At 62.9% G+C, this 25,437-nt stretch carries 18 protein-coding genes and 1 pseudogene; 6 read left to right on the top strand and 13 right to left on the bottom strand.

Translation table 11 applies throughout. From position 1 onward, the window contains the following. Positions 1-28: 28 nt before the first annotated feature. Positions 29-1,072, bottom strand: coding sequence for a YihY/virulence factor BrkB family protein (locus JQ591_RS07860; protein WP_211395431.1), 1,044 nt, complete (start codon positions 1,070-1,072; stop codon positions 29-31). 217 nt (positions 1,073-1,289) lie between these two features. Here JQ591_RS07860 and JQ591_RS07855 point away from each other — a divergent pair, with 217 nt between their 5' ends. From JQ591_RS07855 to JQ591_RS07845, 3 genes are all read left to right on the top strand, one after another. Beyond that, a complete protein-coding gene (locus JQ591_RS07855; RefSeq protein WP_249136565.1) occupies positions 1,290-2,057 on the top strand; it encodes a histidine phosphatase family protein in 768 nt (255 codons plus the stop codon). Continuing rightward, the gene (locus tag JQ591_RS07850; protein ID WP_211395430.1) at positions 2,054-2,950 is read left to right on the top strand and encodes an NAD(P)H-hydrate dehydratase; all 897 of its coding nucleotides are present in this window, start codon (positions 2,054-2,056) and stop codon (positions 2,948-2,950) included. The genes JQ591_RS07855 and JQ591_RS07850 overlap by 4 nt, the downstream gene beginning before the upstream one ends. 367 nt (positions 2,951-3,317) lie before the next feature. After that, positions 3,318-4,103, top strand: coding sequence for a DUF72 domain-containing protein (locus JQ591_RS07845; protein ID WP_211395611.1), 786 nt, complete (start codon positions 3,318-3,320; stop codon positions 4,101-4,103). A gap of 259 nt (positions 4,104-4,362) precedes the next feature. Here the strand turns inward: JQ591_RS07845 and JQ591_RS07840 are convergent, their stop codons facing one another. Continuing rightward, positions 4,363-4,632 carry a hypothetical protein gene (locus JQ591_RS07840; protein WP_211395429.1) on the bottom strand — a complete coding sequence of 90 codons (270 nt, stop codon included), beginning with the start codon at positions 4,630-4,632 and terminating at the stop codon, positions 4,363-4,365. A 241-nt stretch (positions 4,633-4,873) separates the two neighbouring features. On the opposite strand from JQ591_RS07840, the gene JQ591_RS07835 reads away from it, so the two are divergent. Beyond that, positions 4,874-6,565, top strand: coding sequence for a recombinase family protein (locus JQ591_RS07835; RefSeq protein ID WP_283817701.1), 1,692 nt, complete (start codon positions 4,874-4,876; stop codon positions 6,563-6,565). A 212-nt stretch (positions 6,566-6,777) separates the two neighbouring features. Here JQ591_RS07835 and JQ591_RS07830 read toward each other — a convergent pair whose 3' ends face one another. The 11 genes and pseudogenes from JQ591_RS07830 to JQ591_RS07780 all read right to left on the bottom strand — a co-directional run bounded on the left by JQ591_RS07830 (position 6,778) and on the right by JQ591_RS07780 (position 19,066). Continuing rightward, complete coding sequence (locus JQ591_RS07830) at positions 6,778-8,934, bottom strand: 3'-5' exonuclease (protein ID WP_211395427.1); 2,157 nt, start codon at positions 8,932-8,934, stop codon at positions 6,778-6,780. Positions 8,935-9,009: 75 nt separating this feature from the next. Continuing rightward, a pseudogene (locus JQ591_RS07825) lies at positions 9,010-9,177 on the bottom strand (SOS response-associated peptidase); the annotation flags it as partial. 125 nt (positions 9,178-9,302) lie between these two features. Next, the gene (locus JQ591_RS07820) at positions 9,303-9,530 is read right to left on the bottom strand and encodes a hypothetical protein (RefSeq protein ID WP_211395426.1); all 228 of its coding nucleotides are present in this window, start codon (positions 9,528-9,530) and stop codon (positions 9,303-9,305) included. A 134-nt stretch (positions 9,531-9,664) separates the two neighbouring features. Next, entirely contained in the window at positions 9,665-10,351 is a 687-nt protein-coding gene (locus JQ591_RS07815) for a hypothetical protein (protein ID WP_211395425.1), read from the bottom strand. Between the two features lie 1,458 nt (positions 10,352-11,809). Continuing rightward, a complete protein-coding gene (locus JQ591_RS07810) occupies positions 11,810-12,349 on the bottom strand; it encodes a hypothetical protein (protein ID WP_211395424.1) in 540 nt (179 codons plus the stop codon). Continuing rightward, complete coding sequence (locus JQ591_RS07805; protein WP_211395423.1) at positions 12,346-14,601, bottom strand: hypothetical protein; 2,256 nt, start codon at positions 14,599-14,601, stop codon at positions 12,346-12,348. The genes JQ591_RS07810 and JQ591_RS07805 overlap by 4 nt, the downstream gene beginning before the upstream one ends. Beyond that, on the bottom strand, positions 14,598-16,115 hold the full coding sequence (locus JQ591_RS07800) for a hypothetical protein (protein ID WP_211395422.1): 1,518 nt from the start codon (positions 16,113-16,115) through the stop codon (positions 14,598-14,600). Before JQ591_RS07800 ends, JQ591_RS07805 begins: the two co-directional genes overlap by 4 nt. Then, on the bottom strand, positions 16,100-17,341 hold the full coding sequence (locus JQ591_RS07795; protein ID WP_211395421.1) for a site-specific integrase: 1,242 nt from the start codon (positions 17,339-17,341) through the stop codon (positions 16,100-16,102). The genes JQ591_RS07800 and JQ591_RS07795 overlap by 16 nt, the downstream gene beginning before the upstream one ends. 248 nt (positions 17,342-17,589) lie before the next feature. Further along, positions 17,590-17,856 (bottom strand): hypothetical protein, encoded by a 267-nt coding sequence (locus JQ591_RS07790; protein WP_211395420.1) that lies wholly within the window; start codon positions 17,854-17,856, stop codon positions 17,590-17,592. A 155-nt stretch (positions 17,857-18,011) separates the two neighbouring features. Then, positions 18,012-18,602, bottom strand: a complete 591-nt coding sequence (locus JQ591_RS07785) for a hypothetical protein (protein WP_211395419.1) — start codon at positions 18,600-18,602, stop codon at positions 18,012-18,014. A gap of 203 nt (positions 18,603-18,805) precedes the next feature. Further along, positions 18,806-19,066 (bottom strand): helix-turn-helix domain-containing protein, encoded by a 261-nt coding sequence (locus JQ591_RS07780; RefSeq protein ID WP_211395418.1) that lies wholly within the window; start codon positions 19,064-19,066, stop codon positions 18,806-18,808. Between the two features lie 323 nt (positions 19,067-19,389). Between JQ591_RS07780 and JQ591_RS07775 the strand changes: the two genes are divergently transcribed. Both JQ591_RS07775 and JQ591_RS07770 read left to right on the top strand, forming a co-directional pair. Further along, a complete protein-coding gene (locus JQ591_RS07775; RefSeq protein ID WP_249136669.1) occupies positions 19,390-22,041 on the top strand; it encodes a PD-(D/E)XK nuclease family protein in 2,652 nt (883 codons plus the stop codon). Next, a complete protein-coding gene (locus JQ591_RS07770; protein ID WP_211395417.1) occupies positions 22,038-25,337 on the top strand; it encodes a UvrD-helicase domain-containing protein in 3,300 nt (1,099 codons plus the stop codon). The genes JQ591_RS07775 and JQ591_RS07770 overlap by 4 nt, the downstream gene beginning before the upstream one ends. The last annotated feature ends 100 nt before the right edge of the window (positions 25,338-25,437 follow it).

Raw genomic sequence — 25,437 nt, 5'->3', positions numbered from 1 at the left:
TCTGACAAGTCGGCTTTCGGTCCTGGCGTTACCCTACCGTGTCCGCCATTTGGGCTCCCCTAGCCCCAAGCGGTTTCGGAGCACCTGTCGTGGTGTCCTGCTCCGTCTGGTGCTCCATTTCTGCGTTGAGCTCGGCCCCCAGCAGGATCGCGATTGCCGAGATCCAAAGCCATGTCATGAAGCCGATTATCGCGCCAAGAGAACCGTAGGTTTCGTTGAACGTCCCGAAGCTCGCGGCGTACCAGGAGAATAGTGCGGAGGCGCTCAGCCAGAGGATCGTGGCAGCCGCGCTTCCCCAAGTGATCCAGGACCAACGCGGCGCCTCGCGGCTCGGCCCGAAGCGATAGACGCAGGAGATCCCCAGAGCGACGGCAATGAACATGGCCGGCCAACGGGCGATCCGGAAGAGAAGATCGGCAAAGTTCGACAGATGGAGGTAGCCGAGCAGGACCGGCACGACGACGACCGCGGAGAGCGCCGAGATCACGAACACGATTGCGGCCACCGTGAAACCAAGCGATATGGCGTTTAACTTGCAAAAACCGCGTTTTTCGGGTTCGCCGTAGACAATGTTTAAGGTGTCGAATAGCGACTTCATCGCGGCGTTCGCGCTCCAGAGCGAAATGCCGAGACCGATTGCGAAGGTCAGGCCGAGCGACTGGGGGCCTTTCGACGTCACCCGTGTGAGTTGATCGCGCGCCACCTCGATCGCGCCGCCAGGTACGAATCCAGAAATCTGGTCTAGATGCTTCGCGATGCTGCCGGGGTCGGAGAACAGCCCGTAGATGGCGACGAGAGCCGCCATAGCCGGGAAGATTGCGAGGATGCTGTAGTAGGTCATGCCGGCGGCGAGCGCGAGGACGCGGTGCTGCCCTACGTTGCCATAGACCCGCAGCAGGATTTCCTTCCAACCCTTCGCGGGAATTTCGGCAGGCGAACTCGCGTGCCGCCCTCGGTCGGTGCCCTCATCGCCTACAGACGGGTCCCGCTGGCCATGTTCTTTGCGCGGGAAGGCTTCGTGGTGGGAATGCTCGGCCTCGTCTGGCGGGGCGACGCCGTTGCTAGACTCCATCGATTGCTATCGGTACCGGGCTTTGCGATCTGTGCCATCGAACTCCTCCGCGGCATTCCAATCGCACGGTGGAGATGGAGTTCCTGCGCAATTGACGGCCCAACTGCTTCACACGGAGAGATGCGGGCGCGCAGTCCCGCCAGAGGACACTCTGGCGAGCGGCGTCGAGTGGAACCGCGCATGTCGACGGGTCGTTGTTGCTTGGCAACAAGGAAACATGATGACTGACCACTGGCCGAGCAAACTTTGGATCGTCCGTCACGGAGAGAGCGCAGGCAACGTGGCGCGCGACGCTGCGCATGCTTCGGGTGCCGGGACTATCGATATTCAAGCCCGAGACGTAGATGTCCCACTCAGCAGCCTTGGGGAAAAGCAGGCAAGAGCGCTTGGTGCTTGGTTCGCTTCGTTGGCTCCAGCTCAGCGGCCGGATGTCGTTCTTTGCTCGCCTTACCTGCGCGCTCGCTCCACAGCGGACGCAGTTCGCGTCGAAGGCGGATTCGCGCAGGGGTTTACGGAAGTGGTCGTAGACGAGCGACTGCGAGAGAAGGAATTCGGCATTCTCGACCGGTTGACGCGGCTTGGTATCGAGCAGCGCCATCCGGAATTGGCAGCCACCCGGCAGTTGGTTGGAAAATTCTACTTCAGACCTCCAGCGGGTGAGAGTTGGTGCGACGTAATTCTCCGGTTGAGAAGTGTGCTCGATACGGTCAGCCTGCACTACCGCGGGAGGCGGGTCTTGATCGTGGCGCACCAGGTGATTGTTCTTTGTATGCGCTATCTGCTCGAGAATTTAGACGAGGCCCGGATACTCGCGATAGACGCCGAGGGGGACGTCGCGAATTGTGCGATTACGGAGTACGGTTTGGGCAAGCGTTCCAACGGCGCAGCAGCCTTGATGCTTGAAAGATACAACTTTGTTGCCCCGCTCGAAAAAGCTAGGACACCGGTCACGTCGGCTCCCGACGAGAACATGGCTGCAAGATGAACTGCCGACTTATTGACGCCAACTATCTTCGTTCAAATCGTCCGCCGACCCCGCAAGAGAGCGGCGATAAGCATTCTCGCGGTAGGGTCCTTGTCGTCGCTGGAAGCGTTCAGGTGCCGGGCGCGGCCCTGCTTGCGGGGCTTGGAGCGTTGCGGGCCGGCGCAGGCGTTCTTCAGATTGCGACCTGCAAGTCAAACGCGACACACCTCGGCATAGCCATGCCTGAAGCGATGGTCATAGGCTGCCGGGAAACGGCCGGCGGAGAAATAGATCCAGCGGGCGCCACGCGGTTGGTGGAGCTCTCCAATGATGCCGACTCCGTTGTGATAGGCCCCGGCTTGATGGACGAAACAGCGGTTGCTGAACTGCGCACCGCGCTCATGAGCCAGGTGGCTAAACCCGTGTATATTCTCGACGCTTCCGCCTTCACCTCTCTCAGGAAGGCTCAAGGGATCGCCCAGACGCACGGAAGGCACGTGATAGTGACCCCACATGCGGGCGAAATGGCGAAGTTTCTGCACGAGGATAAGGAAAAGGTTGAAGAGGATCCTTTTGCGGCGGCGCAAGCCTGCGCGAGCCAGATCGAGGCCGTGGTCGTGATGAAGGGCGGCCACACTCTTATCGTATCAGCAAGGGAAGAGGCGCTTTGCTTTGAGCATGGACCAGTCGCACTCGGAACGTCCGGCTCGGGAGATGTCCTGGCGGGCGTGATGGCTGGCATGGCGGCCCGCGGAACTAGCCTGATCGGAGCTGCCGCATGGGCGGTCTATCTACACGGCGAAGCCGGTCGCAAATGGGTGGAGCGGAACGGGCGTTTGGGACTTCTCGCGCGTGAGATTCCGGACGAGCTCCCTAGTTTGATGCGGGAGCTGGAGATGCCTCATCTCGGCTGAATACTCTCTCAGGCCGGTAACGCCCATGATGCCATCATTACTACAGGCGCAAGAGCGAGTACACGCTCCGGGACCACAGTAGAAGAAGTCCGCTCACAAGACACTTATCCAAGTCTTCACTGTTTGGTATGATAGCTTTGTCGGACGAAGCAGTGAAGGGCCTGCGGCGTCCTCCGGAAAATGAGTAGTCGCCAGCTATTCCAATGAGGGGCAGGAACTAGGCTGTTCGAGCTCGGTTGGCGCGGTGCGCATGTGCCCGGTCTGTGCCGCTCCGCCCGAGGTGCCCAAAGCCCCGTGCTTCAGGCGGATCATCTCCACAATTTGACAGGGGAAGAGCTTTACCTTTGGCATCACAGCTTTGAACAACATGACACTTACCGACACGAAGGTGGAGGCGCATTTCGGAGCTGTGCGGCTCGGCACGGCGGGATGGACCGTTCCTCAAAGCTGCAAGGAAAGGGTTGGCGGAGCAGGCAGTCACCTTGAGCGCTATGCGCGAGTATTGAACGCTACCGAGATCAATTCGTCATTTCATAGGCCACACCGCCGTTCGACTTACCAGAAGTGGGCGGACGCGACACCGGATGATTTCCGCTTTTCGGTGAAGGTGCCGAAGTCAGTCACTCATTCTCCACAACTTGTGCCGGCTGAACTCGACCGGTTCGTCGAGGAGAGCGCCGGACTTGGTACGAAGTTAGGGGTTTTGCTCGTTCAGTTCGCGCCGCGCAGAGTGTTCGTCGAGTCCGATGCTGAAGTGCTATTCAGCGCATTGCGGGATAGAAGCACAGCCGCTCTCGCTTGCGAGCCACGTCACGCAAGCTGGTTCACGTCCGAGGCGGCCGAGCCCTTGCCGACGTCGCCGAAGCCGGCGACCGAAGTCGGTGCTTGGCTCAACGCGCGTCGGATTTGCCGCGTCGCTGCGGATCCGGCGCGGGCGCTTGACGCAGACCTACCGGGCGGATGGCCGGGCCTGCGCTACTTCCGACTGCATGGAGCCCCGCGCATTTACTACTCCGCCTACGACGGGGCGTTTCTTCGAACGCTGAAGACGCGGCTGGATTTTGCGTCATCGTCGGGGGAGACCTGGTGCATCTTGGACAACACCGCCGCTGGAGCCGCACTCGAGAACGCACTCGACTTACTGCGGGCTTAGTCGGCTGATCTGGATAGACCGCTCGGCCGTCCCCCGGATTTGCACGGGGCCGAGCGCCACTCGCTGTTTACCTTTGTTAGGTTATGACGGTGCGTATCATGGATAGGGGCTTCGATCCCGAGCACCGCGCGGAAGAGGCGTTGAGGGAAGCCGTCCTAACGGATGGCTCCGAGCGGCAGCGCTGGCTGCAGCTCGCGCAGGCTTGGCTAGAACTTGCCCGAATGCGCTGCCACCGACACGGTGAGACAGCGCAGCCGAACTAATCGGAACTTGGGAGGCACTCTGGGCACGTATCGCCGATAGAGCGCAATACCTCGCGCACTTCCTCAATAGCTTGATCCGGAGACAACCCCTCGGGTGGCTCCTGCCTGGCGATATGCAAGGCGTGCTCGCGCGCATGAGGATCGGCCCGGTCCTTCGCCCATCCGTGCTCCTCGCATTCATGGATGGCGCCCGCCTCCTGCAGCACGTGGATTGCCCAGCCGCGCAGCGTCCGGATCGCCGGTCGTCGTTCCTTCGTCATCAGCATCGACATCGCTCCTGCCAGATGAATCCTGCCGCAGCCTGCCCGTTCCGGGCGGATAGCACGGGTCAGGGATTCGCAATCGGCAGAGCTGGGCATTGTCCCCGTGTTCCCGCGGCGCTGTGCACAACCGGGCGCAGCACCCGGCCCAGGTGGCCGGCTCTCCGCAGTCCGGATCGAGATTGCCACCCAGAACGCGGAGGGTGTATTGCTTGAAACGAGTACCTCTAAGTAGCGGGAGAGGTGCATGGGTAATTGGCTTATTGTCCCCAAAGGGACGAGCTTAGCGAGGCGGACCCGAACACGCCGAGCAGCGCAGTACGTCCGAATGTCGAGGGAGCTTCAGCGCTACTCGATCAAGAATCAGCTTGCAGCCATCGCCGCCTATGCCGAGGCGAACACTCTCACGATCGTGCGCACCTATGCCGACGAAGGCCGCAGCGGCCTCCGGATCAAGGGACGGCCCGGTCTCATCGAATTGATCGAGGACGTCCAGTCGGGGCAGGCCGACTTCGACCACATTCTTGTCTACGACGTCAGTCGCTGGGGCCGCTTCCAGGACGTCGACGAGAGCGCGTACTACGAATTCCTTTGCAAGCGGAGCGGCGTCCAGGTCGAATACTGCGCCGAACTCTTCAAGAACGACGGCACATTCGTCTCCGGAATCGCCAAGAGCCTAAAGCGCGGTATGGCCGCAGAGTGGAGCCGAGAACTTTCGGTCAAGGTGCACGCGGGGCACTGCCGCGTCGCGAGCCTTGGATACCGCGTCGGCGCTCCCGTGGGCTACGGCCTCCGGCGCTTGATGGTCGACGAGAGCGAGCATCCGAAGGGCTTCCTCGAAAAGGGCCAGTTCAAGGCTTTGCAATCGGACCGCGTTCGACTGCAGCCCGGCTCCGTCGAGGAGGCAGCCGTGGTCCGGATCATTTTTGACCAGTTCGTCAACGGCCGGAAATCCTACAGCGACATCCGGCGCCAACTGAACGATGCCGGCATCGCCAATCACAACGGTCGGCCGTGGACCGACGGCATGATCCCGACCATCCTCGCGAACGAGAACTACATCGGCAAGACCGTCTACAACCGTACCTCGCGACGCTTAGGGCAGAAGCTGGTCAAAAACCCGGATCACGCCTGGGTCCGGGGCGCTGCGGCGATCGAGCCTATCGTGGACCCGGGCATCTTCGCACGCGCACAGAAGCTGCTTGCCGAGCGCCGCGTGGAGGTTCCGGAAGACGAGATGTTGCTGCGCCTTCGCCTTGCGCTCCGTCGGCGCGGTAAGCTCAATTCCCGCATCATCAACGAAACCCTAGGACTCAATCACGTCTCCTCCTATGTGAAGCACTTCGGTTCACTGCGGAAGGCCTATGCGCTGATCGGCTACGTGTCGCCGCGCGACTGCGACTGGATCGACACCCGGGAGTTTTGGGCTGCCGAACAGGCGAGGCACGCAACCGAGCTCGCGGAGGTGTTGCGAAAGGACCTTGGTCTTCGGCCGGAGCTCGCTCAGGACGGGATCGGCGTCGATGTCGAAGGCAGGCGCGTAGTTTCGTTTCTCGTCGCGCGACGGCTGGCGCGACGGGGAGCGGATCACGCTGCGCAATGGAAGGCCTATGGAAGGCAGATCTCATCCGGCCTGCTTGCCGTGATGCGGTTGGATGCGGCAAATCGCGAGATCGAGGATTACGTTCTACTGCCTGCCTCGTTGAGGTCGGGACGCTACGTCTGGCTTGCATCAGGCTCCCTTCGCCGCCATCGCGGAGCGCTTTACCGGGAAAGGGGGACACTGTTCGCGGCGATCAAAGCAACGCTGGCAAAAACCACCCGTGCCGCCCCAACCAGCTCAGCACCGCCGAAAAAGCGATCGAGATCAGGCCAGCCCAAAGCCAAGGGCTTCGGCGGGCGGCGCTCACGGTGCGGAGGTACAAAATCGCACCGATGAGAGTGCCGTAATTCCTTCGGAAGTCACCGTTCAGTTTCGCGATCTTGGACAATTCCGAGGAGGTGTCCACGTCATTCGCCATCGGGCTGGCTCCTTCGTCTCGCTAGGACCAGCGCCTTATGAACCACTGTTTTGCCCGACGGAGCAAGACAAAATTTCGCCTTATCGGAATTTTCTGGGATCGTCTCCAAGTCGCCCCATTGCTCGAACCGCTAGGCGGCCTCGCCGATATATCTCTCCTCACTCCGCTTCTGGTTGATGAGATTCAACAACTGGGCGGAGGCCCGCGCGTCGCATAGGGCGCGGTGGTGATTGTCGAGTGATATGCCGTAGATCTCGCAGAGCTTCCCTAGTCCGTAGGACTTGTGTCCCGGATAGCGCCGCCGCATCCCGGCACATGTGCAGAGCTTCGGAAATCGGAAGCGACGCCCGATCCGCTCGAATTCGTAAGAGAGGAAACCGTAGTCGAAGCTGACGTTATGGGCGACGAAGATGCCGTCGGCCATGAACTGTATGAAGGAATCCGCGACTTCGGCGAACAAAGGCGCGTCGCGAACCATCTCGTTCGTGATGCCGGTCAGCTGGACGATCTTGGCTGGAATGGAACGCTGCGGGTTGAGGAGAGAGTGCCACTCGTCCACGACCTGGTGGTTGCGGACCTTCACCGCGCCGATCTCGGTGATGCGGTCCCCGTTCGACCATGAGCCGGTGGTCTCGATGTCGACCACCACGTAATCCTGCTCGGGGTCGAAGCGGTAGTCGACCCGACCGATCTCGGCCACAATGCCGGCGTCGCCGAGTTGGCGGAGGCGGGTCATCTGGTTGCGGCGGATCACGTCCCCTTCGGCCTTGACCTCCATGAAGGACGCCTTGCCGTCCTGGACCAACATGAGGTCGGGGAAGCCGTCGCGCATGCCGCGGAAGTCGTCGCACATGCTGCCGAGGATACTGGCCACGCCAGCCGGATCGGACCCTTCGAGCAGCGCGCGCAGCGCCTCCACTTGCACGTGATCCCAGCTGAAGATCCCGTTCGGGCGGCCCCATCTCGCTGCGACGGTGCGGAGGATCAACGGGAGGGCGGATCCAGACGCGATGGCTGCCAGCTTCTCGTCGATCGTCGCGGCGAAGAGCCGGCGGAAGCTGCGATCCTTCAGGCAGTGAGGTAGCCAATCGAACCCGCTGGGCATCCGGGTGCTCTCGAAGAGCTCGTCCCAGAAGAGCAGGCCGAACAGGGTGTGCCACAGCACATTCTCGGTGAAGTAGACCTTCGTGCCCTCGCGCCGCAGCACGCCGGCGACTCCCGCCTCGGGATTGCCGCGATGGGTGTCGTCGACGGTGATCGTGCGGCCGGACCGCAGAAGTTCGGTGTAGAGCCCTGTACGCCTGCCGCTAAACTTGCGGGCATAAAAGTCCGTGGCGAAGAGGTGTTCGCCATCGCTGGCGGGATCGTCGATCATCCGCTGCAGCAGTGCTTCGGCCTCTGTCTTCTCACCCGTGTTGTAGAGCAGTCGAACCAAGCGCTCGTTGCAGTCCGGCGACGGCCCGGCACGGTAGAGCTGCCGAGCGAGATCGCTCTCGCCCGCTTTCTCAAAGAAAAGCCCAGTTCGATGCGCGGCTCGGCTGCGGAGATCGGCGGCGAACTCGGTCGTGCAGGCGGGTCCGCCGAGCACGTCGACGGCCGCCCGTCTGTGGGCAGGCTCCGATCCGTCCTCCAGACTGTCCAGAACCTTGCTGTAATGGAACGAGGCGAGCGCCTCCTCGGCATCGGTGAAGCGCGCGCTGAACGAGGTCTCTTGGTTGGTGCGGAGGATTCCCAGGTCGCGCAGCGCGAAGTTCTTCAGATCCACCTCGGTCTTGCCGAAGTAGAGGTAGAGCAGAAACTCGATGGGACGCGTACCGTCGAGCGCGATGAAATTGCGCGCCCCACAGTGCTGCGCGGCGACCGAAAATGGTATTCTCTCAAGGTAGTAGTCGATGAACTTCGGCTTTGACCAGGACTTCCGGACGTCTCCACGCCCGGCCGCCTGTGCACCAGTCACAAGGACGTCCTTCGGCAGGCATGAAACGAAAACCGCATAGTCCTCCTCGCCGAGCTCGCGTGCCTGACCGGCCGCGGTCAGATCGGATGCCGCCCGCTCGACGTCATCGATCTCGGGGTAGCTGAACAGGGATCGGTTGAATATGGCACCGCGCCTGTTGATCATCCTGACCAGCAGACATCGCGCATCTCTTGTAAGGCCCTCGAACCGCGCTACGAACGCGTGATGCTCCGGACCAAGCACGGAGGCATACGTCCGCTGCACGAACCCCAGCATTTCGGCGAAGTGGTCGAGATAATAGTAGACCGGCAGTTGCGGCAGTTTGGCCAAGCGGACCTTCGCGGCAGGAATCGTTTGTTCTATTTTTGTTCGAGTACCGCCCCAAGAGTCAAGCGCTTCGACGGGCTACAGGTTACCAGAAGCGCGGACTTCGGCCGTCGCTGGCGCAGGGTCTTCCTTCACGCCACGGGCGACGATCCGGAGCGCCCCGTCCGGAAGCGGGCGCTGCAGCTTCAAGGCTTCCTTTACGGGCGCGGTCATCCAGATCTCGACTTCCTCAGGCATCGTCAGAATCGTGTCCACAATGCACGAGGTGTTGCGGGCATCATCGAGAACTTGCAGCTTTGCTGCCAGGACTTCGTTGCTCGGTCGTCAAACACTCGTTAGGTTCGCGACAACGGCAAGCTCCGATTCAGACGTCAGATCCGCTCGTTTAAGCGGCGATCAGCCTCGGCAATCGCTGCATCGACCTCTTTGATCAGGAACCGGATGCCCGGCGTCATATGTATCAATATCGCGTTGCCAGTGCGCTTGTAACCGCCCCCCGGGAAGACCTCGTAGGTGTTCCCGTAGACGCCTAGCCCGTGACCTGCGTCCTGGATCTTTACTGATGTGTCCCAGCACGAATACGTGCGCGGCTTACCCATCTATCACTCCTCTGAGCTCAACAAACATCTTGTCGCCACCTCACTCGCTTTGTCGGCCGCCTTGTGAAGCGGCGACCTCCGGCCATGTGCAAAAGGGCCCTAGCCCGCGAGTGCTTTGAGCCGGGCCGCGCGGCCTACGCTGCGGGCGGCAGATTGGCCTGGGCCTTCCGGTCGGCATAGCTCATCCAACAACTTTCGTTGGGCGCCCGGAATTCGACGCTGGTCCGCAGGTTCTCGACGGACGTCACGACGTCGGCAAAATAGCCGGTCTCTGAATCGTGACCGACTATCACGCTCCTGAAGCCGAAGGTCAGATCGTCCTTTCGCCAGCACCACGACGTTTCCGGGCCGGTCGCAGACGACAGAACATGGTCGTTCCCCGGAACGCGCACGTACGAGCCGATCTCGCCCCCTAACAGGCCCGCCAGCGCAAGCCTGTTCGCTACGATCATAACTTCCTCGATGAGACCCTGCTCCGGATCGACCACGATCGCTCGTACGGTGAGCGGCGGCTTGGGAGGCAGATCGACGGTCGTCCAACGGACCATCGTGACGACGTCGTCCAAGCGAACGAGTGCTGGACGCCGCTCCCCCGGTCCGATGCGGCGGCCCACGATCAAACCGGATCCAGCGATCGGCCGAGATCCTCCGATGATGAATGCCTCCGCACGTTCTTGGACTCCCGCGAACAAGTCGTCCCCGTTCGGAAACCTCATGGTCAGCCTCGGCTTCTCTCCGAAGTAGTCGCTCAGCCGCGCATCCTGGCTGATGTCGATTCTGGCGACCGACTTCTTACTGGGATCGATCAAGATCGCTTTCATGTTGTCGAACTCGTCGAGTGATCGTTCCCACACTCCAGGATCATGTACTTGCGGCCAATCTGCATGGCGTGGCTCCTTCGTTCGCGGAGCAGTCTGCCCGCGAGCACAATTGGTTTTCAGGACAGCCGGCTTCATCTGGTCGGCGGCCCCCATAGACCATGATGGCTGGATGAAAAACGGCGGGCAAACCGCAGTGGGAAGCTAAGCTCTCAAGATGCGCTTCTCGAGAGTTGTCCCCAGGGAAATTCCGGATGCTTCTCAAGGACGCGGCCTGCTTCCGTGCTCGCGTCCTTCATATGACTCGACGAGGTTGCCCGCCAGGGTCACAGGCCCGCGCTGAAAGGGGTGGGCACGGTAACTCGATCGCAGACTGTTCGAACGGGTGCGGACCCGGCGCGGCCGCGCGAGCAGGTTCCGTTCGTTGACCTCGGCAGGGCGCCGACGAATAGTCTGCATCGCGAACAGGCCGTCGATCGGACCTCGGGGGTGAACAGCTCTTGGCTTCGGGATACGGCCTTCGCGCAGCAGTCGGTCTTTTATGCCGCCGCGGTAATGATCGGCGAGCCATGATGCCGAGCACGTCGAGGATGGCCTGTGGTCGGGCTGTTACTCTCGGCACCGGCGCGCCTGCTCCGCCCTTGTCCGGATCCGGCTGCACGGCGGTTCGTGCGGCCGCATCCGCGTCGCCGGCCGGAGCGTCGCTCCCTATTCAAGTCTGGTCCCCATGATCGCCTCCTCGATCGAGTGACGAGAGTTCAAGGATTCGATTTCCGACGTGGCATCAGCCTTACGAGCCTGAGAGCTCCATTGGCGTCTCGCTCTGCTTGTCGGCGTAGGGGCTCCTCAAGATTGAGCCTGCGGCCTTGGCACGAGCGTAACGGGCTTACCCGATGCGACGAGCAACAGCTGTCCAGCTTGTAGCGTTGGCGGCGAGCGAGAGCCGAGCCTCTCGGGCCGACCTACCACCGCAGCACTCGCCTCGGCGAGGCCAATCGTGTGACGCCTTGGATCCCGTCTAAATTTCCTATCGGATCGACTTTCCTGTTGGTTGGCAGGGGAGTAGGCCGGCATCGCGGCGGCCGAGCGCAACGCTATGTGCAGAAGGTTGATGGTCAGTTCGCGACCAGTCGTGACCCTCTGCCTTGAAGCTCGGCGCTGGTCCGGAGTGGGCTACCGGCCCGAAAGGCGAGGATGGGGCACAGGCAATACTTCAGCCGAAAGCGCGAGATTCAAGACTCGCCGGAACCTGACAAAATGAAGGCTTACAGAATTCAGCGCGACAATTTAATAGCACCAGAAAATTCCTACTTTCGAGACATTCTTGACAGAACCGGTGAGCGCTAAAGATGTAGTGCTCCCCCGCGGTGCTTTGCGCGAAATTGTAAGGTACCGCGGGCCTCTTCGAAACGAAGAAAAGCCCCGGAGCCGGCCGGCTCCGGGGCTTTTCTTCGTTTGCGATCAGACCGCGAGGCGCCTGTCCGCCTTGCCCCCGATCAGCCGGTTCAGCTTCGCCAGCCCCTCCGCCTTCTCCGCCTCCTTGCGCGCCTCGTCGGCCTCCCGGTAGCTGCTGGACAGCCGTGCGGGGAGCAGCGGCGCCTCGAGCTCGTCGAGACCGACGCCCCTGTCCTTGGCGTTGAGCATCCAGGTCACGAAGGTCTCGAGCAGGGCGGCGTTCTCGGCGCGCAGCCTCAGGTTCTCCCCCTGCAGGGTCGCGATCCGGTCCGCCAGCGGTTTGCGCTTCTCCGGCGGGCGGCCTTCCCGGCACCGCTCTTTGGCCTCGCGGTAGGCGCGGTAGATGTCGGGGACGGCCTCCAAAGCCTGCCGGCTGAACCGTCGCGGTTTCAGCCAGTCCTGGGCGACCGCCACGACGACCGTCTTCCATGTGATCTTCGGCGCCGACCAGCGCTTCAGCTCCGCGACGATGCGGTCAACGCCTCCCTTCTTTAGACGGTCCCCCGTCAGGCGCCGGACGGGTTTGCTTCGGCTCGCCGAACTCATTCCTGAACCTCCCTCTCCGCTTCGGCCAGCACCGCCGCGACGTCGAGCTGATGCAAGGTCCCGTCCGCGATGGAGGGATCATCGTGCACCCTTAGCGTGGCCTCCAGCACCGCCACCTCCCGGTAGAGATGCCAGGCGTGCTTGTCGGCGCCGATCTGCCCTTCCTCCGTCTGAGCCATCGCGCGGTCCAGGAGCATCTGGTTCTCGCGCAAACTGCGGGCGATCTCCGCCCGATGGGCCGGCTGGCCCTTCTCGATGGCATGCTTGTCGCAGGCCACGCATGCGCCGTGTCGTTCACACGGACTGAAAGTCCAATCGCGCACGCACATGCCATACTGGGTGATGTGGACGGCCGCCACCACCGCCTCCAGGAAAGCGTCCCTATCCCTCGGCTCCTTGGCTGCCGCGATCTCGGCGACCGCGCCTTTCGCCATCCCCGATCGGATGGCCTGCCGAGCCTCCTCGGCCAGTTCGACCGGCGTCCGGCCATCGTACGGGCCCTGCCCCCGCACGCCCTCGTGACCCAGCCAGATTCGTACCTGCTCGGCGGACATCTCGCGCTGCAGCGCCAGCGTCGCCAGCCAGCGCCGGAACATATGACTCGTGATGTGGATGTCCTTGCCGTCGGGCTCGGTGAATCCCATCCGTTTGAAGATGCCGTATTTGCGTCGACCCTTTGCGTCGCCGTCCTTCTCGCCGGTCATGAAGAAGCGAAGCTGGTCGTTGTTCAGGAGCGCGACGGTGGACCGGAAGGGCCGCTCCCTCCAGAAGAACAGCTTTGGAAACAGGAACAGGGATTCAGAGAGCTTCCACTCGAAATCGGTAGTGAGGCAATTCATCTCCAGGATTCGCCCTTCGACGTCCTCGCGGGAAACGCTTTCCTCGTGCACCTCGACCCGCTTGTTCCTGAGCCAGCGATGGACGTCGCCGACGCGAACCGTGTCTTTCAAGCTGTCGACCTCGATCTCGTCCGGCGCATGCTTCGCCCGCAGCGTGAGGACGCGCTCGTTCAGATCTTTTTCGCTGGCCTTGAAGCTGTGCCTGTTCGACGACAAACTCCGTTTGAGTTCGCCGGTAATGACGTGCACCCGGCGGATCGGTATCCCGTTGGCGTGCAGCCAATCGTAGGCGGCGTTCCGCGATCTATCGAGAATGGCGGCGACGTCGTCGATCGACAGCCGCTCCTGTTCGCGGAAACGCTCCGGCAGCCAAGCTCGGCCGGGATTCTGTTCCATGTACGCCGCGATCTCGCGCGATCCGACCGAGTGCTTTCTGAGGTCCTCCAGCGCCCGACGTACCAGCGGGATGGCCGCGGTCGGAATCCATTTGGTGTCGGGCGTACCGTCCGGGCTCTTCTCGGGCTTGTAGCGCAGCCCGTAGCGCACGGGTTTGCCGCTGTCGAGATCCTCGAACGTGGCGGGCTGACCTTCCGGCGTGACCAGGACTTCGCAATCCGCGGGGACGGAGAGCAGCTCGCCGATCCGCCACGGTGCGCAGTGCAGCAGCGCGATGGTCCGCATCATGCAAACGTCGGAAGGGTCCTGCACCTCATTGGCGATCTTGGGCAGAGCGTCGAGTGCCGCCGGGCTCGGTAGCCGGTCCGCGTCGGGCGCCTGTTCGGTGCGCAGCTCCTCATAGTCCGGCGGTAATGTCCTCGGCGCGTAGTCGATCGATGCCGCGCTCAGACGCTGGTCTCGCACGACGGTGGCGAGCCTCAGGAGATTTTGGCCGACCAGGAACGGAGTCCATAGGGTCCTCCTGCGCCCCTTGCCGGCCTCTTCCGACTTGCGGGTCGCAGCCTCTTCCGCCTCCCGCACGGCGGCCATTTCGGCGCGCTGGAAGTCGACCGTATCGAGCCGCGCCGGGTCGTAATCGCGACGCTCGAGCTGGAGGTAGAGATAGCGCGCGGCATCGACCAGCGCGAGGTGGCGCTGCGCGCCGCCCGGTCGAACCGTCTCCCGGAGCCGGATGATGGACTTGAGGAACGTGGCGAACGGCTCCGCCATCCGATCGTGGCCGACCCGGCCCGAGATCTCTGCGCGGGCAGTAAACCAGAGCGTGGCAGCCCTGCTGTTCGCGGTCTCCTGCCGGATGGTCCAGCTCTCTGCCTCGAACGGCAGCTCGGCGCCGAAGCTGAGGCTGTCGCGCGCGGCTCGTGCGAGCCGCTCGAGGTTTTCGCGCGGATCGGCCGAGGCCGTTTTGCCGTCTAGGGCGATGACGAACTTGCCGTTCGTCCGCTTTTTCCGTGTCATGCCGCCGCCCCGTGTCGCGCGCGGATCTTCGCGATGAGGTCCTCCAGCGCCGCGATGGCGCGGTCTTGAATGGCGACGATGCGCGGATGCAGTCCGGACTTCTTCCTCTGGTCGCGCTCGCTCCTGAGCTGGATAAGAAGCTGTTCGTGCGGGGCGTCGATCCAGGGCTCGAACAGCTGGCAGGTGTAGCAGGCCACCGGCGCGGGCAGATCGCATTTGCAGCTGTTGCCGCAGTTTCCGAGGTCCGCGCCGCAACCTTGTTCCCGGTCGAAGAACGAGCGTCGGCTGGAAGTCTGCCGGTTGCGATCGGCCTCGCCCGATCTTTCCGTCAGAGTGCCGAGAAAGGCGCCGGCGATGCGCTTCATCTCCTCACCCAGGCGTTCGTCGAGGCTCGGTACCATTGCGTGATCCCCGAACTCGTAGTGCTTCAGCGGGTGGACTGAAGAATGGTCGAGCGCGTCCGCGACCTGCCGTGCGGAGCGCCCGTCCATGATGAGATTTGTGGCCAACGTGCTTCGAAACCGCCGTTGATTGATCTTCAGGGGCTGCCCGGATCGTGATTTGGCCTTCAACCGTCGGCAGGCGCTTTGCAGCAGGGCTGTGAATTCCGCTGGCGTCAGGTGCAATCCGTACTCGGCCATGGCGGGCGTCAGGTCGGTTCTCACCCAGTTCCGCATGAACACGGGCACGGCGACGTGGTCCGGCCTCTTTTTATCCGTGGAGCGCTCGTACACTTCGTCGGCGGTCGCGCGGTTGTCTTCGATCAGCCGGCTCAAAGGGCCGGCCAATTCGGGTTCGATCGTCCGCCGCCTGAAATCGAAGCGCTCCCGTACGAACCCCTTCTTCTGTCTCGGCACCATGAGAAAGTGATACGTCGTCGCGCCCGCGGATTCGGTGAAGTAGTCCTGAGCCCGCAGCAGCGCGTATTGCCCGGAGTTGGCGCCGAGACCCATGCCGAGCAGAAGCGCGACGCGTTCCGGAAGCGGCAGCTCCGTTTGTTCGTCGAGCGCCATGTTCAGCAGCGCCTGACGCTCGCCGTCCGTGAGCGGGCCGCGATCGGGATCCTTCTTGCGCGACGCACGTCCCTGAGGGTTCGCGCCGATCGTCACGGTCTCCAACTGCCGCCATACGGCCTTGTCGAAAGCAGGAAGCTCGAGAATTGCCGCCCATCGATACCACCTGCGGAATCGCGTCAATTCCGGGCTTCCTGCCCTTTTGTCGTCACGAAGTTCATCGAAAGCGCGAAACTCGACCGGGCCGGCGAAGTCCGTCGAGAAGAAGCGACAGCTCGCGAGCAACATATACATGTAGAAGGTCCCCTCGACGGTCTGAGGTGCCCAGTCCGCGATGCGCTCGCGCAGGTACAACCGCGCGGCGTCCTGGACGGATTCGGGAAGACCGGAAAGCCGGGTCCAATCCAGCGCGATCGAATGCCCGGCGTGATTGAGTCGCCAGACGTCGCCGGAGCAGTCCACGCGACGACCCGCCTTGTCGAAAATCACGTCCTCTGGCATTCCTTCGTCTCCTTCCAACGCGCCACCCAGTCGCGCTGCAACTGCTGGACCGCCTCGGCCGCCTGGCGCTGCGTGGTGCGCATTGCGTAGTGCGCCGATTGCCGGCTGCCTCGGACCCAGCCCATCAGATATTCCCGGATCTGCGTCTCGCGCGGCCCCAGGCGCTCGGCCGAGAGCTCCGTGAACAGGTCGTTCCAGGTCCGCCGAAGCGCGTGCGGCGAGAACTGGGCGGGCAACTCGGGAATGCGCATTCCCAACGTCGCGAAGATCTTCTGGAGGCCCGAACAGGACAGCGGAGCGCCTCGCGCACCGACGAAAATGAATGCGTGGGATTTGAACCGCTTCACTCCCGCCTTGTCCCCTTGATCCCGGAGCGCGAACTCGACCTTGCGACGGTGCTCATTGATGTAGTGCACTAGGCAGGCATGAAGAACCGGCGTGATTGGCACCGTGCGAGGCATCGTCTTCAGGGCCGCAGGCCGGGCCCGGGTATCCTTCTTGTAGTTCGGCCGACGCACCAGTTTCAGCGTAGGCGGCGACCCCGTCGGCGAGAGATCGCCGACTTCCAGACCCAGGATTTCGGACTTTCTCAGCCCGGTTTCCCAAAAGGCCAGGATGAGCACGAAGTTGCGAAACTGCTGGCTCGGAAATGGGTTCGCCGGCAAGTCGGGAAGGATCGCGTCCAACAGCGCGAAGCCCTGCTCCATTGAAAGAGCCGGGAGAACGGGCTGGGCCATCGACTTCGCCTGGTCTACGAGCAGCTCATTCAATTTCGCGAGCTCGGCCTTGACGCTCTCGCGCTCGGCGACCGGCAGCCGAAGCTCGTCGCAGATCCTTTCCGACAACCACTTCAAGTACTGCACGGTGCGCCGGCGGCGATGAGACCACTCGTGCCCGCCGACGATCGGGATCTTGGGAGTCGACCGCGTTTTTTGCTGCTGCCGCTCCCGAATTAGGTCGGTTCGAGGACCGATGCTCCGCAGACGCTTTCCCAGCGAGGTCGCCTCCAGCACCTGCAGCAGCAGGCCCTGCCGGACGCGGTCGCGAAGATCGATCCCACGCTCCTGCAGAAAATCGTGCACCATGGCGACGACGCGCGCCTTCGCGTCCAACGTGTTGAACGCGAAGTGCCTTTCCTTCTCGAAGAAGAATACCGGCTCGCGCAGCGGAACACCGCTGCGGTCCAGGATCGCCGGAAAGAGTTCGCCGCTTTCGAAGCGCACCATCTTGACGTGAAATTCAGAGGAAGCTGCGCACATGGTTGAGCTGGGATTAACAACAGCCTGTTTGCGCTCTTCAACTAGAGCGGGTGCAGAGGTTTTCGCACGATGGAGGTAAATGCCATATTGGCACCGGATGGAAGCGTACTCGAACGTCCCGGTATATGGTGGGCATGCCTAACAAACCGTCGCGTCGGGGGCGGCATGTGACGGTGCGCTCCCGCCTGGAGTGTGAGGATCGGTAGAGCCGGGCGTCAGGAATTTTCGAGGTCGGCTCGGACGATCTCGTCGCAAGCGCGCTTCAGCAGAGCCCAGACGCTTTGACGGCGGTTGTGGTCCCTCACCATGCATTCCGTCGTCCGAAGCGGCGTGCCTGCCAAGGCATTCGCGTTCTCCGTGGCTTCGACGTGATAATCCGAAATTTGATGAAGGTTCGACAGGTTTGAAATCCGGATCGATGCGATCTTCCGGCTCATAGGTTTGAAGCCCCCGGGTACCACTTCGATGGTCACCAAAAGCATGCGACAGCTCCTATTGCCCGAGTTGCCGATCCATGTCTCTTGCTACCGGACACATCGCTGCGCCTCGTGCCTCCATTGGACACTCTGGAATTGAGGGTGCCGCTATTCATGTCTCTCTCCAAGGCCGAGCGCTGCTTCTCGATTCCCTAAGCCCGCTACCGTGCAAATACGATCGTTCTCGGTCCCAGCGGATCGCGGCTGATGTTGATCCCGACCAGATCTTGGCACGCCAGGGCACAGACCGCCGCCAAAGTGTCGCACGTAGGGCGAGCGCGCTCTTCCAACTCGAGGACCGACTGAGGACCGCCGTCTTCCAAGGCGAGAGCTATTCTCAACCTGTCGGTGATCGGCACGTGATAGCGCGCGAACGACCATGCGAGGCGTGCGTTCGAGAACAACGGTTCCTGCCTGATGTCCGTGGCGTCACGTTCGAGCAGGCGAAGCCCGTGGCGCTTCAGAACGAAGTCGAGCCTGGCCGCCTCCTCGACGCTGCGCTCGGGTCGGAGCTCATGCACCCCAAGAAGGAAACTCCCGTCCACGCGGTCCAGCACCACACCGGCCAGCGAGACTTGTGGACAATCGATCTCGGGACCGGCTTGCTGATGGATCGCCCGCACGGATCGATCGAGTGCGGCCTGCTGCAAAGCATGGAGGAGAAGCGGATGATTCACGGCTATAGCCATGTCGCATTTGGGATTGATGAAGAACGTACGAGCGGCCTGGTGACGGAATCTGTGGGTGCGCATGCTCCCCTCCTGCTGATGGTTTGAAATGGGGCCTTTGGACCTTCGTTTCCTCTCGGGGGCCTCCCTTTTCTCGTGGCGCCGTGATCAAATTGGTGCCGCCCGCATCGGGATGTTATGTACGCTATAACGTACTAAACTCGAGTCAACGTCATCGGTAGGTATCTTTCGATGTACGTCTAGCGATCTCTAGCGGAAAGCCGGGTCTATTCGGCAAGCTTGACGTTCGGACGCTTCAGCAGCTCGTGGGTCTCGACCCGCAGCGCGAGGGCGATCCGCACGATCGTGTCGAGCGTCGCGTTCGTCTCGCCGCGCTCGATGTCGCTGATGAGCGCCCGACGGGTGCCGGCTCGCTCGGCGAGTTCGCCCTGGGACAGTCCTACAGCGAGCCTCAGCTCTCGGACGTTGCGGCCAAGCGTGGTCCTGACGCGCGCCTGTACTCTTTCAAAGGATTCGAATCTTGCCACGAGCCCCCCGCGAATCCCTCAAACCCCGAACGGCCGGGTGCCGGAAGGCCCGCGGTGGTCTATCTGCCACGTCTCGACGGTGCCGGCTACCGGGCGGTGTCGAAATCAAGGATTCGATTGGCCTCGACGAAAGGGATGAGCCCGGGATCGACGCGTGGCGGCGGCCCGGGCGCAAATCTGCTCCGGGTAGCGGCGGAGGAGTTCGACCCCTCGGGAGCGGTCTGGTCGCCCGGCGGATCCGCGCCTCTCAATGCCTCGAAAGCTTGCCTTTGGCCTCGAATCCTTGAATCTCGTTGCTGGTGGAGGATGGCGCCGTGACCGGAATGAGCGGAATCGAGTTGCGAACCGTCGTGGTGGAGGGCTCGATCGCGCCCCAGATGCGCCGCGCCGATGCCGCGCGCGCGAACGAATGCGGGCTCCAGATTCTGAGCCTGCCCCAGCTTGCGGCGAGACTCGCCGGCGGTTTCACCATGCCCGCGACGAAGGAGGTGTTGGACCCGGCCGTCCGGCACGCGCTCGACGAAGGCGGCTTCGTCGAACTCGAGCCCGTTCGGCGGCTCCCCGGAACGGCTAGGGCGGTCGCCCGCGCCTTACGCAAGCTCTGGGAAGCCGATCTCGACCTTCGTCGCAGAGCCGATAGTACCCGGCTCCGCGAACTGATACTGATCGAGGAACGGGTCAGACGGCTGATGCCGAACGCGGTGCTGACCACCCGCGACCTGCGCGACGCTGCGCTCCAAGGGGTCCAGTACGCGCCGAAGCTCGTCGGAGCCGTCCATCTGCAGGGGCTTTCCTTCGTTCAACCGCTCTGGCGCCCCCTGATCGAAGCCCTCGCGATGGTCGTCGAGATCGATTGGTTCGCTCCTCGTGATGCCGAAACCGACTGGTTTTCCGGAAACGTCATCCCCATCGCGGCGCCCACGCGCTCGGCGGAGCCGATCGTGGTCTCCTGCGCAGATCCTCGCCACGAGGTGGTCGAAAGCCTGCGCTGGGCACGGCGTCTGATCACATCGGGAGCCGCGAAACCCTCCGAAATCGCGATTGCGTCGACCAGTACCGCTCCTTGGGACGATCACTTCATTGCGCTGGCGGCCGAGGCGGGTCTGCGGGTGCACTTTGCGCACGGCGTTCCGGCGCTTGCCACCGCCGACGGCCAGCGCTGCGCCGCGCTCGCCGATCTGCTGATGCGCGGCTTGAGCCAGAAGCGCGTCCGTCGGCTCGTGTCGCTGACGCGAGGCCAAGGGCTAGGACTGGATCGACTGCCTGAGGGGTGGCTCGCGGCACTTCCGCGAGGCGCGGCCCTGTCCACCGTGCAGGATTGGCAGCGCGCAGTTGCCGACGCGATCCTAAAGGACAGTTCGCTCAATTCGGCACGAGAGGTCCTGCCCGTTCTCGAGACGCTGGCGGGAGGCCCGGCGGCTTCCGGCCCTGCGGCCGAGATGTTTCTGCGCGGGCGATCCCTTCAGATCTGGGAAGCTGCGACCCGCTCGGCGCCACCGGATGCGCTCGAACTTTCGCTTCGCAACATCCGGCTTACGTCGGACACCGATGCTGCCGATTCGATCGTCTGGTGTCCCGCGCGTGACCTGGCGGCGGCACCCAGAGCGCATGTACGGCTGTTAGGTCTCACCAACAGAAGCTGGCCGAGAAACACCGGCGAGGATCCGGTCCTGCCCGGACACGTTCTTCCGACGGACGAGTTCGATGCCGATCCCGTCGGTCGGGCGGACCGCAGGGCTTTCAATGTGATACTCCGAGCCGCGACGGGCAGCGCTGTATTGTCTCGCAGCCGTCGCAGCAGCCAAGGCAGCCGCGTGGGCCGCAGCCCACTTCTGCAAGGTCGGCCGGAGACCTCCCTGTCGCGCGCCCGCATCCCGGAACACGCGTTCAGCGAGGCGGACCGATTGATGGCGCGGCCAGCCGATGCGGCGGGGGTGGACAGGATCCGCGCAGCGGAGTCGTGCTGGCGCAACTGGCACGTCGAACCTCTGACACCCCACGACGGGCAATTCGGCACGGATCATCCTCTCGTCGTCGCGGCCATCGAACGCGTTCAATCGGCGACTTCGCTTCGCCGGCTGCTGCAGGACCCGTTGGGCTTTGTCTGGCGGTACGGACTAGGCTGGGATGCCCCCGAAGTTCGGGAGCAGCCGCTTTCGATCTCCGCCCTGGATTTTGGCAAGCTGGTTCACGAGCTGTTGCGGCGAGCCGTGGACACGCTTGAACCGGACCCGGGCTATGCGAAGGCATCCGAAGGCGAGACCGAAGAGGCGCTCGCGGCTGCCGTCCGGTTTGTCCGCGAGACCTGGCCACTCCAAAGGCCTGTCCCCCCAACAATGCTCTGGGCCAACACCGTCGATCTTGCCGCTTCCTTGGCGCTGGTAGCTCTGTTGCGCAAGGATATTAACGAAGCAGCGACGCGTAGCTGGACCGAGGTGCCGTTTGGACAGCCCGACGGATTCGTCGCAACGCGTCAATTGCCTTGGGATCCGACGAGATCCGTCATCGTCCCGAATACGTCCATAAAATTGCGGGGCACGATCGATCGCTTGGACCTGCGGCGCGATCTCGCCGCGGCACGGGTTACGGACTACAAGACTGGTTCGCCGCCCACGAACGCCGGGCGGATCGTCATCGGCGGAGGATCCGAATTGCAGCGAGCGCTCTACGGCCTCGCCTGCCGCCAATTGCTCGAAGGCGAACCGCAGATCGTCGCGCGGCTGCTCTACCTGGGGGGCGGACCGCTTGCCCTGAAGCTCCATGATCTCGACGGCGCGATCGATCTGATCGGGGCGTTCATCAACGAAGCTATTACCCTGCTCAGGCAAGGCACTGCCGTCCCCGGACGCCTCGCGTTCGATCGTTCGAACGACCTCCGCTTGGCGCTACCGGCCTCGCCCGGATACGAGCGACGCAAACGCATCGCTTTCGGCAAGGTCGGCGCCGGAATATCCCGGTTTTGGAGCGCGTCATGACGCAGATCGCCGACAGTCGCGAGCGATTCAGGGCGCTGACGGAGATCGATTCGACGCAGATCGTCGAGGCCGCCGCCGGTACGGGCAAGACGTCTCTGCTGGCAGGGCGCGTCGTCATGCTTCTGGCCTGCGGTGTCGAGCCGCGGTCGATCGCGGCGATCACGTTTACAGAGCTGGCAGCCGGAGAACTATGCCAGCGCATTACGCAATATCTGGAGTCCTTGATCGACGGGCGAGTCCCGGAGGAGCTTAGGGTTTGCCTGCCGAACGGACCAAGCGCGGAGCAAAGGACGGCTCTGCGCGTGGCGGCGGCAAAATTCGATGAGCTGGTTTGCTCGACCATCCACGGATTCTGTCACGACCTTCTGGCGACGTATTCGATCGAGGCAGGAATCGACCCGGGCGCGGAAATCCTTGATGGCGACCAGGCCGACTTCGCCTTTGACGCCATCTTCGATCAATGGTGGCGCAACCGGCTCGATGGGCCTTGCCAGAACGATGATCCGATCGCCTCCGTGGCGCGCAGGGATCCGAGGGGCGCCGAGGCGCTTCTGCGAAATTTCGCGAACTTCCGTAGACGCTATCGCGCGGCACGCCCCCTGCGGCCGGATCTCGACGGGAACGCCGACGTCGACTTCAGCGAGAGCGTTCGCGAGTTCAGGCGGTGGTGCGACCACATCGGCGCGCCCCGCGAGGCCGATCCGGAGGTCGCGGCGCTCGAGGCGCTGGCTTCGCACTTCGAGCGGCGCTTCGACCCGCTACCAGGCTTCGAGGAGCTGTGGGGCCTGGCCCACCCGGCTCCGCTGCCGATCATGCGCAAGGACTCGTTCGACCTGCGCGACTATCGGCGTCGCTCGATGTGGCGAAAAGCCATGGGCAGGGAGGCGGGCGATCGCCTCGCGGATCAGGCCGAAGAGCACTATGCCCGCTGTCGCGCTGCCTATGGCGCGTTGATGGGGCGGATTGCGACAGCCCTCATTTGCACCTTCTCGGCTGAACTGGACGGCGTCCTCGCGGACTATGAGGCGTTCAAGAAGCGGGCGGCCGTGCTCGATTTCGACGATCTTCTGTTTACTTGCCGCGACGTCCTTCGCGCCAACCCGCGGGTCCGCAAGGCCGCCGGTGAACAGTTTGCCCGCATACTGGTGGACGAATTTCAGGACACGGACCCGCTGCAAGCGGAGATCTTGTTTCTGCTATGTGGTTCCGGAGAGGGTACCGATCCTTGGTACACGCGGCGACTGAATCCGGGCCAGCTTTTCCTCGTCGGCGACCCCAAACAAGGCATATACCGTTTCCGGGGCGCCGATCTTGCGACCTATCTTACCGTTCGCCGGGCCATCGAGGAGCAATTTTCGGACAGCATATTGCAGGTCACATCGAACTTCCGGTCCCGCGGTCAGATCCTGCAGCACGTCAACCGCTGTTTCGAGGAGAGACTTTCCGCGCAGGAAGCAGGCTATGTGGCCCTGCGAAGCACGCGTGGCGAGGCCCAGCATGGTTTTCCGTGCGTTGCGAAGGTATCCATCCAGCTTCCGCCCGAGACGCGAGTCGACAGTTCGAGAGACGAAGAAGCCTCGGTTGTCGCCGATGTCTGCGCGCGTCTGATCGGGAATGTCGAGCTGAAGCTGAACAACGGGGAGAGCCGCAGGCTGGCGCCGGGGGACATAGCGCTGCTGGCGCCGGTTTCGACGGATCTGTGGCGCTACGAGAGGGCGCTCGAAGAAGCGGGCCTGCCGTTCGCGTCCCAAGCGGGCAAGAACCTGTTCAGAAGACAGGAAGCCCAGGATTTCGTCGCTCTGGTGCGCTCGTTGGCCGATCCGCGCGATACCTTGGCTCTGGGCGCACTGCTTCGTGGGCCTCTGGTCGGCCTCACGGAGCAGGAATTGTTGGATATCACGCACAGCTTGCCCTCGCCGGAGGGCGAGGAGCGAGCCGCCAGGCTCTCGCTACGAACCGACCCCGCTCTCGTAGAGAATGGGGTGGCACGCGAGGTGCTGACGATCTTGCAGGACCTGCGACGCCGCGTGCACAGGACGACCCCTGCGCTCCTTCTGACGGAAGCCATCGAGCGCCTTCGTGCGCGGGCGATCGTGACGGCACGCAGCGCCGATCAAGCGGTGCGCTCCCTTGCGAACATCGATGGGCTGATCGAGCGCGCTCGGAGCTATGGCGTGCGCGGCTTGGCGCAATACGCCGCGGACATCGATGACGAATGGTCCAATGGGTCGGGCCATCCGGAAGGCATGGTAGAGGCTGATGGCCACTCGATCGAAATCGTCACCGTGCATTCGTCGAAGGGTCTCGAATGGCCGGTCGTCATCCCGATCAACCGGGCTTCCATGCCGCGCCGCGCCGAAACCTTCGTCTATCGACGCAAGGACGAAAGTCTGCACTGGGCGCTCGGCCAAGTGGTCCCACCAACACTGGAAGACGCCCTCCGGGCCGAGAACGTCGAAAAGCAGAACGAGAACCTGCGGTTGCTGTACGTAGCCTGCACCCGCGCAATGGAGATGCTCATCGTTCCGGAGTTCAGTTGGAGCAATGATGCGTCCTGGGCCAAGCTGCTGGATCTGAAGCTGGGCGATGTACCCGAACTGAAACTCGGTCACCTACCGCGGGCGAAGGTTGTCCTCCCGAGTTCGACGGAAAACCAGCAGACAGCCGAGGTCTTTGCCGCCGAGCAATCGAGGCTGGAACAGGCTTCCACGACCATTCGATGGATTAGGCCGAGCGATGGCGATCCGGATGTAATCCCGATCCAGATATTGAACGCCTCCGTCGAAGACGAGCCGCTTCAACCTGCGACTTCGATCGAGGGAGGCCGGATGCGTGGCGTCCTGCTCCACAAGCTGATGGAAGAGCTTGTGACCGGCGAATTGGATGAAACGCGCGATGCGATCGCGTTAAGGGCCAGGAGTCTTGTAGAGCAGTTGGTCGCGCAAGCCTCTCTCGGCGTTCCACTGGATGCCGACGAACTCGCGGACACCGCCCTGCGGACGATCCAGCTTCCAGAAATCAAGCCGTTCCGGCAAACGCTCACCCCGGAAGTGCCCATTTTCGGATCGGCTCCCGCGAGCGCAGAGCGGTTGATCGGTGGGCGGGCCGACGCAGTTGCGCAAGCCGACGATGGCGGCCGTATCGTATTCGATTGGAAGAGCGACGTCGCGCCCAAGGACACCGATCGGACGGCGTATAGGAGGCAACTAGGTCAATACCTGCACGTGCTCGGGGCACAACGAGGTGCCATTGTCTACATGACCTTAGGTCGCGTCGATTGGATCTCGGCTCCTTGATGACGCACGGCTCGCGAACCGAAGGCGATGGTCAAATCCGGGCGCCGCAAATCCGGGCTCGATTGCGCTCCACGGAAGCACCGCCCGTCCGGTCAACAGC

The sequence above is a fragment of the Bradyrhizobium canariense genome (assembly GCF_018130465.1).
In the GTDB taxonomy this organism is placed as follows: domain Bacteria; phylum Pseudomonadota; class Alphaproteobacteria; order Rhizobiales; family Xanthobacteraceae; genus Bradyrhizobium; species Bradyrhizobium canariense_C.
This window is presented reverse-complemented; position numbering and strand designations above follow the sequence as displayed.